Genomic DNA, 14644 nt, shown 5'->3' with positions numbered 1-14644 from the left:
GGCCACACCAACAGGAAAGGGACCTGACATGATGACCAAAGACGACGTGACGATGATGATCCTCAAGGCCAAGAAAACCGCGGGCCTGACCTGGGAAGGCATCGCCGAGAAGATCGACATGAGCCCCGTCTTCACCCACTCCGCTTGCGTCGGCATGAACGCCTTCCCGCCCGCCAAGGCCGAGGAACTGGTGAAACTGCTGGCCCTGCCGCAAGAGGCCGCCCAAGTGCTGGCCGAAAGCCCCAACAAGGTCTTCGCCCAGACCGTGCCAACGGATCCCTGCATCTACCGCTTCTACGAGATCGTCGGCGTCTACGGCCCAACGCTGAAGGCGCTGATCCACGAAAAATTCGGCGACGGCATCATGTCCGCCATCGATTTCGAAATGTCCGTCACCCGCGAACCCAACCCCAAGGGCGACCGCGTCAAGGTCGAGATGTCCGGCAAATACCTGCAATACAAAGCTTGGTAATCGCCCGCAGCGTCCCGGCCGGCGTCCCGTGCGCCGGTCGGATTTGAGTATTTTCATCAGAAAGAAGCAGCAATTCGCGCGCTTGTCCCCGCCTTGGCTAGACAGGCAAAGCGCGCATGGCTTCTTTCTGATCTGAAATACTCCCGCCGGAGGCTCCCGTGCGCACCACAGGCGCGGCGGCTCAGGTCCGCTCCAGTGTGTCCAACTCGTTGAGCAGGTCCAGAAGCTGCTCCAGCTTTTCGTTTCCGAAGCTTTCTTTCAGCCACGCGTTCAGGCGGCGGCTTTCTTCCATGTTGTCCACGATCAGCTGACGCCCGGCCTGGGTGATCGTCACCAGTTGCTTGCGCCGGTCGGTCGGGTGCGGCGCGCGGGTGATCAGCTCTTTGCCTTCCAGCGTTTGCAGGATGCGGGTCAGCGAGGGCAGCAGCAGGCAGGACCGTTCCGCGATTTCGGTCGGGTCAAGCGTGCCGCGTTCGTTCAGCACACGCAGGACGCGCCATTGCTGTTCGGTCACGCCGACGTCCGAGAGCATGGTTCGGATCGGCCCCATGACCTTCTCGCGCGCTCTGAGCAGAGCGATCGGGAGAGAGCGATTCGTCTCGGGCGGGTTGGTCAATCTGGCTTCCATGCCCTGTTTTTGCCCGTGTTTTTCGCGCCTGACAATATGGGGGCTTGACGCAGGGCGTCGCATTTGCTTAACATGTTAAGTACAAATGGCGAGGAGGAGCCATGCCACATTTCATCATCGACTACTCGGCCAACCTTGAGGACGCGCTGGACTGGCCCGCCTTTTGTGACCTGCTGCGCCGCACCGCGATCGACACCGGCGTCTTTCCGATGGCGGGTATCCGGGTGCGGGCGCTTCGGGCGGATCACGTCTCGATCGCCGATGGGGATGCGCAGCATGGCTATATCGACCTGTCGGTCCGTCTGCGCGCGGGCCGTGACCTGGACACGCGCAAGCGCGCCACCGCGGCGATTTTCGCTGCTGCCGAAGAGTTTCTGAAACCCGTGATGGCCTCGCGCTCCCTCGCCCTGTCGATGGAGATGCGGGACATCGACCCCGAATTGTCGCCGAAAACCGGCTCGACCCGCGACCACCTGAAAGGCTGAACATGTCCGACCTGCAAAACAACCTCGACAAACTGGGCGGCTACCTGGCCCGCTTCAAGGAAACCGGAGTGCTGAACCGGATCGGCGGGCAGGACGTGCCTGCGGCCAGCGGCAAAACCTTTGCCAACCATTCGCCGGTGGACGAGACCTATATCTGCGATGTGGCCAAATCCGACGGCACCGATATCGACGCAGCCGCGCAGGCGGCCAAGGCCGCTTTCCCGGCCTGGCGCGACATGCCCGCGACCGAGCGCAAGAAGATCCTGCACAAGATCGCCGACGGCATCGTCGCCCGCGCCGAGGAAATCGCCCTGTGTGAATGCTGGGACACCGGCCAGGCGCTGCGCTTCATGTCCAAGGCCGCGCTGCGCGGGGCGGAAAACTTCCGCTTTTTCGCGGACAAGGCCCCGGCGGCACGTGACGGGCAGCACCTGCCCTCGCCCACGCTGATGAACATCACCACCCGCACGCCCATTGGCCCGATCGGTGTCATCACCCCGTGGAACACGCCCTTCATGCTGTCCACCTGGAAGATCGCGCCCGCGCTGGCCGCTGGCTGCACCGTGGTCCACAAACCGGCCGAATTCAGCCCGATCACCGCGCGCATCCTGATGGAGATCGCCGAAGAGGCCGGTCTGCCCGCAGGCGTGTGGAACCTGGTCAACGGCTTTGGCGAGGATGCAGGCAAGGCCCTGACCGAGCACCCCGACATCAAGGCCATCGCCTTTGTGGGGGAATCGAAAACCGGCTCGATGATCATGAAACAGGGTGCCGACACCCTGAAGCGCGTCCATTTCGAACTGGGCGGCAAGAACCCCGTCATCGTCTTTGATGACGCCGATCTGGACCGCGCGCTGGATGCCGCGATCTTCATGATCTACTCGCTGAACGGCGAGCGCTGCACCTCGTCCAGCCGTCTGCTGGTGCAATCCACCATCGCCGGTGAATTCATCGAGAAACTGACCGCCCGCGTGAACAACATCCGCGTCGGCCACCCGCTGGACCCGCAGACCGAGGTCGGCCCGCTGATCCACAAGACCCACTTCAGCAAGGTCTGCAGCTATTTCGACATCGCCAAGCAGGACGGCGCGACCGTTGCCGCCGGCGGCGTGGCGCTGGATCAGCCCGGCTATTACGTCCGTCCGACCCTGTTCACCGGCGCGCGCAATGACATGCGGATCGCCCAGGAAGAGATCTTCGGCCCCGTGCTGACCGCCATCCCCTTCGACACCGAAGAGGACGCGCTGGAGATCGCCAATGGCGTGCAATACGGCCTGACCGGCTATGTCTGGACCCAAGACATCACCCGCGCCCTGCGCTTTACCAACAAGCTTGAGGCCGGGATGATCTGGGTGAACTCGGAAAACGTGCGTCACCTGCCGACGCCCTTTGGCGGGGTCAAGGCCAGCGGCATCGGCCGTGACGGCGGTGACTGGTCGTTCGACTTCTACATGGAACAGAAACACATCGGTCTGGCCATCGGCCAGCACGCCATCCCGCGCCTGGGCGCGTAACCGGACCCGAGGGAGGATACCATGGGAGAGATCGTTCTTGCCGCCAAGATGACCCACGTGCCGACATTGCAGATGTCCGAGCAAGAGGGCCCCATCAAGGGCAAACGCCAAGCGGCCATCGACGGCCATCTGGAAATCGCCCGCCGCGCCAAGGAATTGGGCGTGGACACGGTGATCATCTGTGACACGCATTGGCTGGTCAACGCGGGGTTCCACGTCAACTCGAACGCCAAGTTCGAGGGGCTGCTGACCTCGTCCGAGTTCCCGCAATTCATCCGGGATCTGCCTTATAGCCACGAAGGCAACCCCGCCCTGGGCGACGCCATCGCGGCCAAGGCCACCGAGATGGGCGCCTATACCCTGTCGCACCAGCTGGACAGCCTGGATCTGGAATACGGCACCCTCGTCCCCATGAGCTTCATGAGCCGGGTCCACCCGATGAAGGTGATCTCGGTCGCGGCCTTCTGCACCGTGCACGACCATGACGAAAGCCGCATCGTCGGAGAGGCCATCCGCGCCGCCGTCGAGGAAAGCGACAGCAAGGTGCTGCTGGTCGCCTCGGGCAGCCTTAGCCACAAGATCTGGTCGAACAAGGAATACGCCCCGAACAACGGCACCTTCACCATCAGCTCCGAGTTCAACCGCCAGGTCGACCTGATGGTGCTGGAAATGTGGAAACGCGGTGATCACGCCACCTTCCTCAAGATGCTGGGCGACTACGCGCAACTGTGCTGCGGCGAGGGGTCCATGCACGACACCGCGATGCTCTATGGCGCGCTTGGCTGGGACAAATATACTGGTCAGTGCGAGGTCGTGACCGAATACTTCCCCAGCTCTGGCACCGGGCAGGTCAACGTCCTTTTCCCGGTCTGAGCCACGCAGGAGAGCCCAATGCCCATTCCCGCACCGAACCTCTATCCGGCGTTCAACATCGTGCGCCTCAGCCACGTGGAACTGGTCGTGCGCGACCTGGAGGCCAGCCGCGCCTTTTACGTCGACACGCTGGGCCTGCAGGTCACCGATCAGGACGCCGACACGCTGTACCTGCGCGCCTTGGAAGAACGCGGTCACCACTGCATGGTGCTGAAAAAAGGGACCGAGCCGCAGGTGAACTACCTGTCCTACAAGGTCTACGCCGAAGAGGACCTGGACCGCGCCCACGCCTGGTTCACTGCCAAGGGGCTCAAGGCTGAATGGGTCGAGCGCCCCTATCAGGGCCGCACCCTGCGCGCGCACGACCTGTTCGACGCGCCGATGGAGTTCTATTTCCAGATGGACCGCCTTGCGCCGATCCACCAGCAGTACAAGCTGTATAAAGGCGTGAAACCGCTGCGGATCGACCACTTCAACTGCTTCAGCCCGGACGTGGACGCCAGCGTGGCCTTCTACAACGAGATGGGTTTTCGCGTCACCGAATACACCGAGGACAACGAAAGCGGGAACCTGTGGGCGGCCTGGATGCACCGCAAGGGTGGCGTGCACGACATCGCCTTCACCAACGGCCGCGGGCCGCGCCTGCACCACACCGCGTTCTGGGTGCCGACACCGCTGAACATCATCGACCTGCTCGACCTGATGAGCACCACCGGCTACCTGTCCAACATCGAACGCGGACCGGGCCGGCATGGGATTTCCAACGCGTTTTTCCTGTACATCCTGGACCCCGACGGGCACCGGATCGAGATCTATTGCTCGGATTACCAGACCGTCGACCCGGACCTGGAGCCGATCAAGTGGGATTTGAAAGACCCGCAGCGCCAGACCCTGTGGGGTGCCCCGGCACCGCGCAGCTGGTTCGAACACGGCAGCGTCTTTGCCGAGGCCGCGCAACGGGACAGCAAGATGACAGCCCAGCCGATCATCGCGCCCTGAGCGGTGGGGTGCAAAATTCTTGCAAAGAATTTTGACCGGAAAATTTGAAATTTTCCGGGCCTCCGGCGGGAGTATTTGGGATCAGAAAGAAACAGAGGTAGTCATGAAATTTGCAACCGTTTCTGCCGGGGGGCAGATGATTTATGGCGCGATCGTCGATGCGGGGGTCATTGCCTTGTCGGCGGAGTTTCCGCAGTGGCCCAGCCTGCGCGAGGTGATCGCGGCGGGCGGGTTGCCGGAATTGGAACAGGCCGCGCAGGGGCGGGACGTGACGCATCCCGAGGGCGCGTTCACCTATGAGATTCCGGTGCCTGCGCCCGAGAAGATCCTGTGCGTCGGGGTGAATTTCCCGGACCGGAATGCCGAGTACAAGGATGGCTCCTCGCAGCCCAAGTACATGTCCCTGTTTCCGCGTTTTGCGCGCAGTTTCACCGGGCATGGCCAGCCGTTGGTGCGTCCGCCCGAAAACCACACGTTGGATTATGAGGGAGAGGTCGCCATCGTCATCGGCAAGGGCGGGCGACGGATCAAGGCCGAGGATGCCTATGACCACATCGCCGCCCTGACCCTGTGCAACGAGGGGACCATTCGCGACTGGGTGCGTCATGCCAAGTTCAACGTCACGCAGGGCAAGAACTGGGACAATTCCGGCTCGATCGGGCCGTGGCTGGTGCCGTTCACCGATGCCGCGCAGTTGGATGACGCGCGCATCATCACCCGCGTGAACGGAGAGGTTCGCCAGAATGACGTTCTGTCGCGCATGATGTTCCCGATCCGCGAAGAGATCGCCTATATCAGCACCTTCACCACCTTGGTGCCGGGCGACATCATCATCACCGGCACCCCCACCGGGGCAGGCGCGCGGTTCGATCCGCCTAAATACCTGGTTCCCGGTGACATCGTGGAAATCGAGGTCGCTGGCATCGGCACGCTGCGCAACACCATCGAGGACGAAGCATGACCCCCGATCAGCATATGGAAGCCGCCGAGGCGCTGTGGCAGGCCGAACAGACCGGCAAGCAGATCGGCCTCTTGTCGCTGCAGTACCCCGGCATGACGATGGACGACGCCTATGCCGTGCAGGCCGCCCTGATCGCGCGGCGCAAGGCCGTGGGGCGCAAGGTGATCGGCTGGAAGATCGGCCTGACCTCGAAGGCGATGCAACAGGCGCTGAACATCGACATCCCCGACTCGGGCGTTCTGATGGACGACATGCTGTTTGAAAACGGCGGCGTGGTGCCCAAGGGGCGCTTCATCCAGCCGCGGATCGAGGCCGAGATCGCCTTTGTCATGAAGGCCCCGCTGGCTGGGCGGCATGTTACGGCCGAAGACGTGATCGCGGCGACGGATTACGTGGTTCCCTCGCTCGAAATTCTGGATACGCGGATTTTGCGGGCCGACCCGGCCACCGGAAAGACCCGAATCATCACCGACACGATCAGCGACAATGCTGCCAATGCCGGGATCGTTCTGGGTGACGAGCGCCACGCCATCGACGCGCAAGATCTGCGCTGGGTCGGCGCCATCGTCGCCAAGAACGGCGAGGTCGAGGAGACCGGCCTGGGTGCTGGCGTGCTGAACGATCCGGTGCAGGGCATCGTCTGGCTGGCGCGGCGGATGGACCAGTACGGCCAGCGGATCGAGGCCGGTCAGGTGATCCTGTCGGGCAGCTTCATCCGCCCGGTCGAGGCACCGGCGGGATCAGTCATCGAGGCGGATTTCGGCGCGTTCGGCGGGGTATCGGTCAGCTTTGCGTAATGCTCAGGCGCGCTGGCCGAACCCGGCCAGCCGCCCCAGCCGCAGCCGTTGCACCACCGCGTCCACGGCCAGCGGCACGGCGACGCCCATGATCGTGCCTGCCACGGCATGCAGGCCCAATCCCGTGTAACCCAGCTTCAGCAGCATCACGCGCGTGCCCGCGGTCAGGATGATGTGCATCAGGTAGATCGCCATGGTGCGTTTGCCCAGCCATGCCAGCGCGCGCCCGACGACTGTGTTTGCCGTCCGCCCCATCGTGCTGACAAAGCCCAGCGTCGCCAGCAGCGCCGACAGCTGGAACCACCCCGCGCCCGCGCCATCGCGCAGGTGCACGACCTCGGCCAGCAGGAAAATCGCCAGCCCGACGACAAAGGGCAGCGGGTCGGGCCGGACCAGCTCGTTGCGCAGCAGCGCCAGCAGGACGCCGGCCAGAAAATAGGGCGCGTTTTCAACGATGATCACCGCAGCCCCGGCATCTACGCCCAGCACGAACACTGCGATCGCCGCCAGCCCCGCGACCAGCAGCACCGCGGGATGCCACCGCCCAGCCAGCCGCATCACCGCGTAGCTGGCGACTTGCAGCACGAACAGCACCCACAGGAACCAGAACACGCTTTTGACCGGGACGGGATAGCTCAGCACGTCCATCAGCCCAACGATGCCACGATCCGCGCCTTGGCCAGAGACCGCCAGCAGCGCGCCCTCGACCCAGCTCCACAGCAGCAGCGGCCACAGCAGCGTCAGCGCCTTGCCCCGCAAAAAGGCCAGCGGCCCCTGCTTTGGAGCAAAGAACAGCCCCGAGACAAAGAAAAACACCGGCATGTGGAACAGGTAGATCGCGTGCTCGACCGTCTGCGCAAGCCGCGCGCTGCCGATCAGCCCCGCATCCGCCAGCCCAAGCCATACATGCCCGAAAACAACCAACAAAATCGCGCCGCCCTTGACGGCGTCGTACTGCAACTCGCGCATTTCTGCCCACCACACTGTTCGCTAAGCGGCAGAGTCTGTCATGTAATTGACTCGGTCAACCCTTTGTCTGGACAAACGCCGCCCCCGCCGTCACAAAGATTGCAAACGGGGGGAGACCGAACAGATGATCGACGAGCTTAAACAGATTGTGGGTGCGGCCAACGTCCTGACCGGCGCCGACATGGCCCGCTATGCCAGCGACTGGACCGGCAAATATGTCAGCCAGCCGCTGGCCGTGGCCCGTCCGGCGAATACCGCCGAGGTGTCCGCGCTGGTGAAATGGGCCAACCGCACCGGCACGCCGGTTGTTCCGGTCTCGGGCAACTCGGGTCTGGCGGGCGGCACCAAGGCTGACGGCGCGCTGATGATCTCGCTCGAACGGCTGAAAGCGATCCGCGACATCCGCCCGCAGGCCCGCATGGCCATCGTCGAGGCCGGCGTGATCCTGTCCGACGTCCACAATGCCGTCGAGGCGCAGGGCCTGATCTTTCCGCTGACCTTCGGGGCCAAGGGCTCGGCCATGATCGGCGGGGTTCTGTCCACCAACGCGGGCGGCTCGAACGTTCTGCGCTACGGCAACACCCGCGATCTGGTGCTGGGGATCGAGGCCGTCCTGCCCACAGGCGAGGTCATGGACATCATGTCCGAGCTGCACAAAGACAACTCGGGCTACAACCTGCGCCACCTGCTGATCGGCGCCGAGGGGACGCTGGGCATCATCACCGCCGCCGTCCTGAAACTGCACCCCAAGCCCCGCGCCTATGCCACCGCGATGGTCGCAGCACCGTCGCTGCCCGCCGCGCTGGACCTGCTCAACCGCCTGCAAGAGGTGACGGGCGGCTGCGTCGAGGCGTTCGAATACATGCCCCGTCTGCACATCGAGGTGCATAAGGAAATCAAACCCGGCGCGCGCGAGCCCTTTGACGAACCCCACGAGATCAACATCCTGGTCGAGGTCGGCGTCACCGCCCCCCGCGACGCCATCCCCGGCCCCGACGGCCAGGCCCCCGTGGCGGCCTATCTGGAACAGGTGCTGGCCGACATGTTCGAGGAAGGCGCGGTTCTGGATGCCGTCGTCGCCCAGAACGAGGCCCAGCGCCGCGAGATGTGGGAACGCCGCGAAGCCGCCGCCGAAATCTCTCTGTCCCGCAAGCCGGCCATCGTCAGTGACATCGCCGTGCCGCTGGACAAGGTCGACACCTTCCTGACCATCATGGAAACCCGCCTGCCGCAGGTCGATCCCGGCGCGCGCCCGGTCATCGTTTCGCATCTGGGCGACGGCAACATCCACTACTCGGTCTGGCCCGCCTCGCAGGACGAACAGGTGCACGACGCCATCATCGAAGCCGTCGAGGAGGAGGTCCGCAAACTCGGCGGCAGTTTCTCGGCGGAACACGGGATCGGCGTGTCCAAGCTGCCCTCGATGCGGCGGCGCAAGAACCCGGTCGCGCTGGCCGCGATGCGTGCGATCAAGGCGGCGCTGGACCCGAACGGCATCCTGAACCCGGGCAAACTGCTGCCCTGAGGGCTTGGCGAAAATCGTTACCTCTGATAACCATCTCGCACGACTGATGGGAGGAACAGATGTCGCGACCCCTAGTAATGATTGCCGGTGGCGGCATCGGCGGCCTGTCGATGGCGCTGACCCTGCACGAAATCGGCGTGCCTTGTGTTGTGTTCGAATCAGTGGCCGAGCTGAAGCCGCTGGGCGTCGGCATCAACCTGCAACCCAACGCCGTGCGCGAACTTTTCGACATGGGCTTTGACGCTGGATTGCTCGACACGGTCGGCGTCCCCGCTCAGGAATGGGCGCTGGTCGGCCTGAACGGCAACGACATCTACGCCGAGCCGCGCGGCACGCTGGCCGGCTACAACTGGCCGCAATACGCGGTGCACCGGGGCATGTTCCACATGCTGCTCTACAGCACCTTCGTGGGTCGTGCGGGTGTGGATGCTGTTCGTCTGGGCTGTCAGGTCACGGGCTACGAACAGAACGCCGACGGCACCGTCACCGCGCTGATCCGGCACAGCGACGGCAGCACCAGCAGCGAAACCGGCACGGTCCTGATCGGCGCCGACGGCATCCATTCCGCGATCCGCGCGCAGATGCATCCCGATCAGCCCCCGATTCACTGGGGCGGCGCCGTGATGTGGCGCGGCACCACGCTGGCCAAACCGACGCGCACCGGCTCGTCCTTCCTTGGGCTGGGCACGCACAAGCACCGCATGGTGATCTACCCGATCTCGCACCCCGATCCCGACACCGGCATGGCCCTGATCAACTGGATCGCCGAGGTCACCTATGACGACCCCTCGGCCCGCGAAAACACCGGCTGGTTCCGTCAGGTCCAGATCGACGATTTCGCCCACCATTTCGACGGCTGGACCTATGACTGGCTGGACGTCCCCGCGCTGATCCGCGGCGCGGACGTGGCCTATGAGAACCCGATGATCGACCGCGACCCGATCCCCACGTGGCGCGATGGCAACGTCGTGCTGATGGGCGACGCGGCCCACGCGATGTATCCCACCGGCTCCAACGGGGCCAGCCAGGCGGTGATCGACGCGCGCACATTGGGCAAGGCCATGCTGGATCACGGCGTGACCCCGCAGGCGCTGGCCGCCTATGATCAGGCCCTTTGCGGCCCCGTGTCCGAGCTGATCCTGCGCAACCGAGGCGCTGGCCCCTTCGGCCTGCTGAACATGGTGGACGAACGCTGCGGCGGTGAGTTCGACAATATCGACGACGTGATCCCCGCCGCCGAACGGGCCGAGTTCATGGCCAAGTACAAAGCCGCCGCCGGCTTTGCCATCGAGAAGCTGAACACCAGCCCCCGCACCATCCCCGAGGGCGCCAAGGTCACCCTCTGAAACGCAAAACGCCCGGCGGCATCTGCCCCGGGCGCTTTTTCGTATGTCTCTGTGCCTCAGCGCCAGCTGAAGAAGTTCGGCCCGGCCTTTGCCAGCATATCCTTGGCCATGTCGTGGCCCAGCTTGGCACCGTCCTCGATGGCGCAGGTCCGGTCGTCGGCGATCACCTCGGACCCGTCCGGGCGCAGCACCTCGCCGCGCAGGCGCAGCGTGCCGCCGTCCAGCTCGGCCAGACCCGCGATCGGGGTCTCGCACGACCCGTCCAGCGCCGCCAGGAACGACCGTTCCGCCGCCAGACGCTGCCCGGTCACACCGTCATGGATGGCCTCCAGCAGGCCCGCCGTGTTGGTGTCGTCCATCCGCCGCTCGATCCCGATGGCGCCCTGCGCCACCGCCGGCAGCATCTCGTCCGGCGAAATCGCCGAGCGCACCACGTCCGCCAGCCCCAACCGGTTCAGCCCCGCCATCGCGAGGAAGGTCGCATCCGCAATCCCCTCGTGCAGCTTGCGCATCCGCGTCTGCACGTTGCCGCGGAACTCCACCACCTTCAGATGCGGGAATCGGTTCAGCAACTGCGAGCGCCGCCGCAGCGACGAGCTGCCAATCAGCGCGCCCTCGGCCAGATCGCCCAAGCTGTCGACCTTCAGCGACACGAACGCATCGCGCACGTCCTCGCGCGGCAGGAAGCAATCCAGCACCAGCCCCTCGGGCTGCAGCACCGGCATGTCCTTCATCGAGTGCACGGCGATATGGATCTCACCCGCCAGCATGGCAGCCTCGATCTCACGCGTGAACAGGCCCTTGCCGCCCAGCGTCTTCAACGGCTGGTCGGCGTCGATCAGGCGCTGGTTGTCACCGGTGGTGTGGATGACCACGATCTCGAACGCCTCAGGCGGCAGATCGAATGCCGAAGCCAGCCGGTCGCGGGTCTCATGCGCCTGCGCCAAAGCAAGCGGAGAACCACGGGTGCCGATCTTCAGCGGCGAAGCGGGGGTGGGAAGGGTCAGTGTCATGCGCCAAGCTGTAGTCGCGGCGTGTTGTCCTGACAAGCACCCGATGCTTGACATCTTGTCGCCATAGGGGGACGAACCACGGGAATGAAAGGAAATCCGCGATGACCGAACAGAAAAAGATCCTGCGTGCCCTGGCTGGCGAAACCCTGCCCACTCCTCCGATCTGGATGATGCGTCAGGCGGGCCGCTACCTGCCCGAATACCGCGCCACCCGCGCGCAGGCCGGTGATTTCCTGTCGCTGTGCTACAACAGCGAACTGGCCGCCGAGGTGACCCTGCAACCGATCCGCCGCTACGGCTTTGACGCGGCGATTCTGTTCGCCGACATCCTGCTGCTGCCGCAGGCGCTGGGGGTGGACCTGTGGTTCGAAACCGGCGAAGGCCCGCGGATGTCCACGACGACCACGCCCGCCGAACTGGCCGCGCTGAAAGACAAGGACGCCATCCACGAGGTGTTGAACCCGGTCTACGAAACCGTTCGAATCCTGTCGCGCGAACTGCCGCTGGAAACCACGCTGATCGGCTTTGCCGGTGCTCCGTGGACCGTGGCCACCTACATGATCGCCGGCCGCGGCACCAAGGACCAGGGCCCCGCCCACGCGCTGAAGGCCGCCGACCGCGCCACCTTCCAGGGCATCATTGACCTGCTGACCGACGCCACCGTCGAATACCTCTCCAAACAGATCGAGGCCGGCGCCGAAGTGGTCAAACTCTTCGACAGCTGGGCCGGATCGCTCAAGGGTCAGGACTTCGACGATTTCGCACTGGAACCGGCAAAAAAGATCATCGCCGCCCTGAAAGAGCGCCACCCTGGCATCCCCGTCATCGCCTTCCCGCGCGAAGCAGGCGAGCGCTACGTTGGATTCGCCAAAGCCACCGGCGCCGATTGCGTGGCCGTGGACAACTCGGTGACGGCCGAATGGGTCGCGGAAAACGTGCAAATCGACGGCTGCGTGCAGGGCAACCTCGCCTCGCACCACATGGTGACCGGCGGCCAGGCCTTGGTGGATGAGACCCGCCGCATCGTCAAAGCACTGTCGAACGGCCCGCACATCTTCAACCTGGGCCACGGCATCACCCCGGATGCAGACCCTGAAAACGTGAAGCTGATGATCGACACGGTGCGCGCGAGCGCCTGAGGACGGATTGGGGGCCAGCCCCCAAACCCCCGGAGTATTTCGGATCAGAAAGAAACAATATCGGCTTCTTTCTGATCCAAATACTCAATTGCAACAACATATCCAGGCGCGCGGCCCGAGGGTCAGATCCACTTGGCCAGAGGCGGCAGACTCATCAGCACGGCATTGGCGTCGTGGCCGGTTTCCAGACCGAACTTGGTGCCGCGGTCATAGACCAGGTTGTATTCGGCATAGAGGCCGCGATGCACCAGTTGGGTATCCTTGTCGGCTTCATCCCAGGGCGTGTTGCGGCGTTTTTCGGTGACCGGGACGAAAGCGGGCAGGAAGGCGCGGCCGACGTCCTGGATGAAGGCGAAGTCTGCCTCCCAGTTGCCCGAGTTGTGATCGTCCAGGAAGATCCCGCCCACACCGCGCGCGCGGCCGCGGTGGGGGACGTAGAAATACTCGTCCGCCCAGGCCTTGAAGCGCGGGTAGAAGCCCGCGTCGTGGCGGTCGCAATGCGTTTTCTGCACGGCGTGGAAATGCGCGGTGTCCTCGTCGTATTCGATGCAGGGGTTCAGGTCCGATCCGCCGCCGAACCACCAGGCGTGGGGCGTCCAGAACATCCGCGTGTTCATGTGCACTGCCGGGCTGTGCGGGTTCTGCATGTGGGCAACCAGCGAAATCCCCGACGCCCAGAAGCGCGGGTCGCTTTTCATGCCCGGGATGCCCTTGCGCGCGGCCATCGCGGCCTGGGCGCGTTCGCCCAGCTCTCCGTAGACGGTGGAAATATTCACGCCGACCTTTTCGAACACGCGCCCGCCGCGCATCACGCTCATCAGCCCGCCACCCGCGTCCGAGCCATCGGCCGAGGCGCGCTTGGTCTCGCTCACCTCGAACCGGCCCGCGGGCAGGTGGGCGGTCGGGCCCGTCGTCTGGCTGTCCTCTAGCGCCTCGAAGGCGGCGACGATCTGGTCGCGCAACTCTCGGAACCACGCGCTGGCGCGGGCTTTTTCGTCGGTCATCTGGTCGGTCATGGGGTCCTCCTCTTGCGGCCCAGCCCTAGCAGCCCGGGGTGCGAGCGCACCTGCGACATCAATGCGCAGGCTTAGTGGGCGGGGGCGGCCACCGGGTCGATCAGCGTGCGGCCACCGTCCAGCGTCAGCACCTGCCCCGTCATGAAGCACGACGCGTCCGAGGCCAGGTATTGCGCGGTATGGGCCAGTTCGGTCGGGCTGGCGATGCGGTGCATCGGCGTGTGCGCCTCGATATCCGAGCGGTATTCGGCGTGGTCCTTCAGCACATCCTTCAGCCGGTTCGACATGACCGAACCAAAGGCCAACCCGTTCACCCGGATGCGATGCGGTGCCAGCGCCACGGCCAGAGAGCGCGTCATCTGGTCCAGCGCCGCCGTGCTGACCGAGTAGGCCAGCAGGTCGGGATTGGTCCGCCGTGCGGCGATGCAGGACAGGTTGACGATGGTGCCCGCGCTGCCCTCGGTCTGGCCGTTGGCCTGCTTGATCATGCGTTTGGCCACCATCTGGCTTAGCCGCAGGGCGTTCAGCAGGTTCTGTTGCAGCAGCGTTTCCACCGCGTCGTCATCGGCGTTCAGCGGGTCCACCGCGATCATCTGGCGCGAGGCGTTGACCAGGATATCCACCTTGTCGAACGCGTCGATCGTGGCCGACAGCAGGTTGGCTTGCGTCAGCTTTTCCCGCAGGTCGCCCGCGAAATAGCGATAGGGGTTGGCCTCGTCATTCTCGCCGAATTCCTTGACCAGCCCGTCCTCGTCGCGGTCCACGAACACGACATTCGCGCCCTTGTCGACGAAATGGCGACCGATGGCCAGGCCGATCCCGTTGGCCCCACCCGTGACGATGGCAGTCTTGCCGGCGATTGCGAAACTCATGCGGGTCTCCGTGATTCTGTTGCGAAAGCCTAGCC

15 protein-coding genes are annotated in these 14644 nt (G+C 64.5%); 10 read left to right on the top strand and 5 right to left on the bottom strand.

The genetic code is table 11. From position 1 onward, the window contains the following. The first annotated feature begins 28 nt into the window (after nucleotides 1–28). A complete protein-coding gene (cynS, locus tag E7681_RS16310; RefSeq protein ID WP_136340328.1) occupies nucleotides 29–472 on the top strand; it encodes a cyanase in 444 nt (147 codons plus the stop codon). A gap of 181 nt (nucleotides 473–653) precedes the next feature. Here the strand turns inward: cynS and hpaR are convergent, their stop codons facing one another. Continuing rightward, nucleotides 654–1100: a homoprotocatechuate degradation operon regulator HpaR gene (gene hpaR, locus E7681_RS16305; protein ID WP_136340327.1), complete on the bottom strand. Its 447-nt coding sequence runs from the start codon at nucleotides 1098–1100 to the stop codon at nucleotides 654–656. Between the two features lie 101 nt (nucleotides 1101–1201). Between hpaR and E7681_RS16300 the strand changes: the two genes are divergently transcribed. The 6 genes from E7681_RS16300 to hpaH all read left to right on the top strand — a co-directional run bounded on the left by E7681_RS16300 (nucleotide 1202) and on the right by hpaH (nucleotide 6729). Further along, complete coding sequence (locus E7681_RS16300) at nucleotides 1202–1585, top strand: 5-carboxymethyl-2-hydroxymuconate Delta-isomerase (RefSeq protein WP_136340326.1); 384 nt, start codon at nucleotides 1202–1204, stop codon at nucleotides 1583–1585. Between the two features lie 2 nt (nucleotides 1586–1587). After that, nucleotides 1588–3099, top strand: a complete 1512-nt coding sequence (gene hpaE, locus E7681_RS16295) for a 5-carboxymethyl-2-hydroxymuconate semialdehyde dehydrogenase (RefSeq protein WP_136340325.1) — start codon at nucleotides 1588–1590, stop codon at nucleotides 3097–3099. Between the two features lie 21 nt (nucleotides 3100–3120). Continuing rightward, nucleotides 3121–3972: a 3,4-dihydroxyphenylacetate 2,3-dioxygenase gene (gene hpaD, locus E7681_RS16290; protein WP_136340324.1), complete on the top strand. Its 852-nt coding sequence runs from the start codon at nucleotides 3121–3123 to the stop codon at nucleotides 3970–3972. A gap of 18 nt (nucleotides 3973–3990) precedes the next feature. Then, nucleotides 3991–4971, top strand: a complete 981-nt coding sequence (hpaD, locus tag E7681_RS16285; protein WP_136340323.1) for a 3,4-dihydroxyphenylacetate 2,3-dioxygenase — start codon at nucleotides 3991–3993, stop codon at nucleotides 4969–4971. Nucleotides 4972–5074: 103 nt separating this feature from the next. Continuing rightward, a complete protein-coding gene (locus E7681_RS16280; protein ID WP_136340322.1) occupies nucleotides 5075–5932 on the top strand; it encodes a fumarylacetoacetate hydrolase family protein in 858 nt (285 codons plus the stop codon). Beyond that, nucleotides 5929–6729 (top strand): 2-oxo-hept-4-ene-1,7-dioate hydratase, encoded by an 801-nt coding sequence (hpaH, locus tag E7681_RS16275; RefSeq protein ID WP_136340321.1) that lies wholly within the window; start codon nucleotides 5929–5931, stop codon nucleotides 6727–6729. The genes E7681_RS16280 and hpaH overlap by 4 nt, the downstream gene beginning before the upstream one ends. 3 nt (nucleotides 6730–6732) lie before the next feature. Here the strand turns inward: hpaH and E7681_RS16270 are convergent, their stop codons facing one another. Then, on the bottom strand, nucleotides 6733–7698 hold the full coding sequence (locus E7681_RS16270) for an acyltransferase family protein (RefSeq protein ID WP_136340320.1): 966 nt from the start codon (nucleotides 7696–7698) through the stop codon (nucleotides 6733–6735). 124 nt (nucleotides 7699–7822) lie between these two features. On the opposite strand from E7681_RS16270, the gene E7681_RS16265 reads away from it, so the two are divergent. Both E7681_RS16265 and E7681_RS16260 read left to right on the top strand, forming a co-directional pair. Next, nucleotides 7823–9223, top strand: a complete 1401-nt coding sequence (locus E7681_RS16265) for an FAD-binding oxidoreductase (RefSeq protein ID WP_136340319.1) — start codon at nucleotides 7823–7825, stop codon at nucleotides 9221–9223. A 59-nt stretch (nucleotides 9224–9282) separates the two neighbouring features. Further along, nucleotides 9283–10569 carry a flavin-dependent oxidoreductase gene (locus E7681_RS16260; RefSeq protein ID WP_136340318.1) on the top strand — a complete coding sequence of 429 codons (1287 nt, stop codon included), beginning with the start codon at nucleotides 9283–9285 and terminating at the stop codon, nucleotides 10567–10569. Between the two features lie 56 nt (nucleotides 10570–10625). Here E7681_RS16260 and hemC read toward each other — a convergent pair whose 3' ends face one another. Then, on the bottom strand, nucleotides 10626–11582 hold the full coding sequence (gene hemC, locus E7681_RS16255) for a hydroxymethylbilane synthase (RefSeq protein WP_136340317.1): 957 nt from the start codon (nucleotides 11580–11582) through the stop codon (nucleotides 10626–10628). Between the two features lie 101 nt (nucleotides 11583–11683). On the opposite strand from hemC, the gene hemE reads away from it, so the two are divergent. Beyond that, nucleotides 11684–12721, top strand: a complete 1038-nt coding sequence (gene hemE / locus E7681_RS16250) for a uroporphyrinogen decarboxylase (protein ID WP_136340316.1) — start codon at nucleotides 11684–11686, stop codon at nucleotides 12719–12721. A 122-nt stretch (nucleotides 12722–12843) separates the two neighbouring features. Here the strand turns inward: hemE and hemF are convergent, their stop codons facing one another. Both hemF and E7681_RS16240 read right to left on the bottom strand, forming a co-directional pair. Then, nucleotides 12844–13737 carry an oxygen-dependent coproporphyrinogen oxidase gene (gene hemF / locus E7681_RS16245; RefSeq protein WP_136340315.1) on the bottom strand — a complete coding sequence of 298 codons (894 nt, stop codon included), beginning with the start codon at nucleotides 13735–13737 and terminating at the stop codon, nucleotides 12844–12846. A 71-nt stretch (nucleotides 13738–13808) separates the two neighbouring features. Next, nucleotides 13809–14609, bottom strand: a complete 801-nt coding sequence (locus E7681_RS16240; protein ID WP_136340314.1) for an SDR family NAD(P)-dependent oxidoreductase — start codon at nucleotides 14607–14609, stop codon at nucleotides 13809–13811. Nucleotides 14610–14644 lie beyond the last annotated feature (35 nt).

Origin of the sequence: Thalassobius vesicularis (assembly GCF_004799325.1) — a bacterium.
Classification (GTDB): Bacteria; Pseudomonadota; Alphaproteobacteria; order Rhodobacterales; family Rhodobacteraceae; genus Thalassobius; species Thalassobius vesicularis.
This window is presented reverse-complemented; position numbering and strand designations above follow the sequence as displayed.

Coding starts and splice junctions, on each gene's coding strand:
- hpaH (WP_136340321.1), top strand. CDS start 5,929: ATGACCCCCGATCAGCATATGGAAGCCGCCGAGGCGCTGTGGCAGGCC.
- hpaR (WP_136340327.1), bottom strand. CDS start 1,100: ATGGAAGCCAGATTGACCAACCCGCCCGAGACGAATCGCTCTCTCCCG.
- E7681_RS16260 (WP_136340318.1), top strand. CDS start 9,283: ATGTCGCGACCCCTAGTAATGATTGCCGGTGGCGGCATCGGCGGCCTG.
- cynS (WP_136340328.1), top strand. CDS start 29: ATGATGACCAAAGACGACGTGACGATGATGATCCTCAAGGCCAAGAAA.
- hemE (WP_136340316.1), top strand. CDS start 11,684: ATGACCGAACAGAAAAAGATCCTGCGTGCCCTGGCTGGCGAAACCCTG.
- E7681_RS16265 (WP_136340319.1), top strand. CDS start 7,823: ATGATCGACGAGCTTAAACAGATTGTGGGTGCGGCCAACGTCCTGACC.
- hpaE (WP_136340325.1), top strand. CDS start 1,588: ATGTCCGACCTGCAAAACAACCTCGACAAACTGGGCGGCTACCTGGCC.
- E7681_RS16300 (WP_136340326.1), top strand. CDS start 1,202: ATGCCACATTTCATCATCGACTACTCGGCCAACCTTGAGGACGCGCTG.
- E7681_RS16240 (WP_136340314.1), bottom strand. CDS start 14,609: ATGAGTTTCGCAATCGCCGGCAAGACTGCCATCGTCACGGGTGGGGCC.
- hpaD (WP_136340324.1), top strand. CDS start 3,121: ATGGGAGAGATCGTTCTTGCCGCCAAGATGACCCACGTGCCGACATTG.
- E7681_RS16270 (WP_136340320.1), bottom strand. CDS start 7,698: ATGCGCGAGTTGCAGTACGACGCCGTCAAGGGCGGCGCGATTTTGTTG.
- hemF (WP_136340315.1), bottom strand. CDS start 13,737: ATGACCGACCAGATGACCGACGAAAAAGCCCGCGCCAGCGCGTGGTTC.
- hpaD (WP_136340323.1), top strand. CDS start 3,991: ATGCCCATTCCCGCACCGAACCTCTATCCGGCGTTCAACATCGTGCGC.
- hemC (WP_136340317.1), bottom strand. CDS start 11,582: ATGACACTGACCCTTCCCACCCCCGCTTCGCCGCTGAAGATCGGCACC.
- E7681_RS16280 (WP_136340322.1), top strand. CDS start 5,075: ATGAAATTTGCAACCGTTTCTGCCGGGGGGCAGATGATTTATGGCGCG.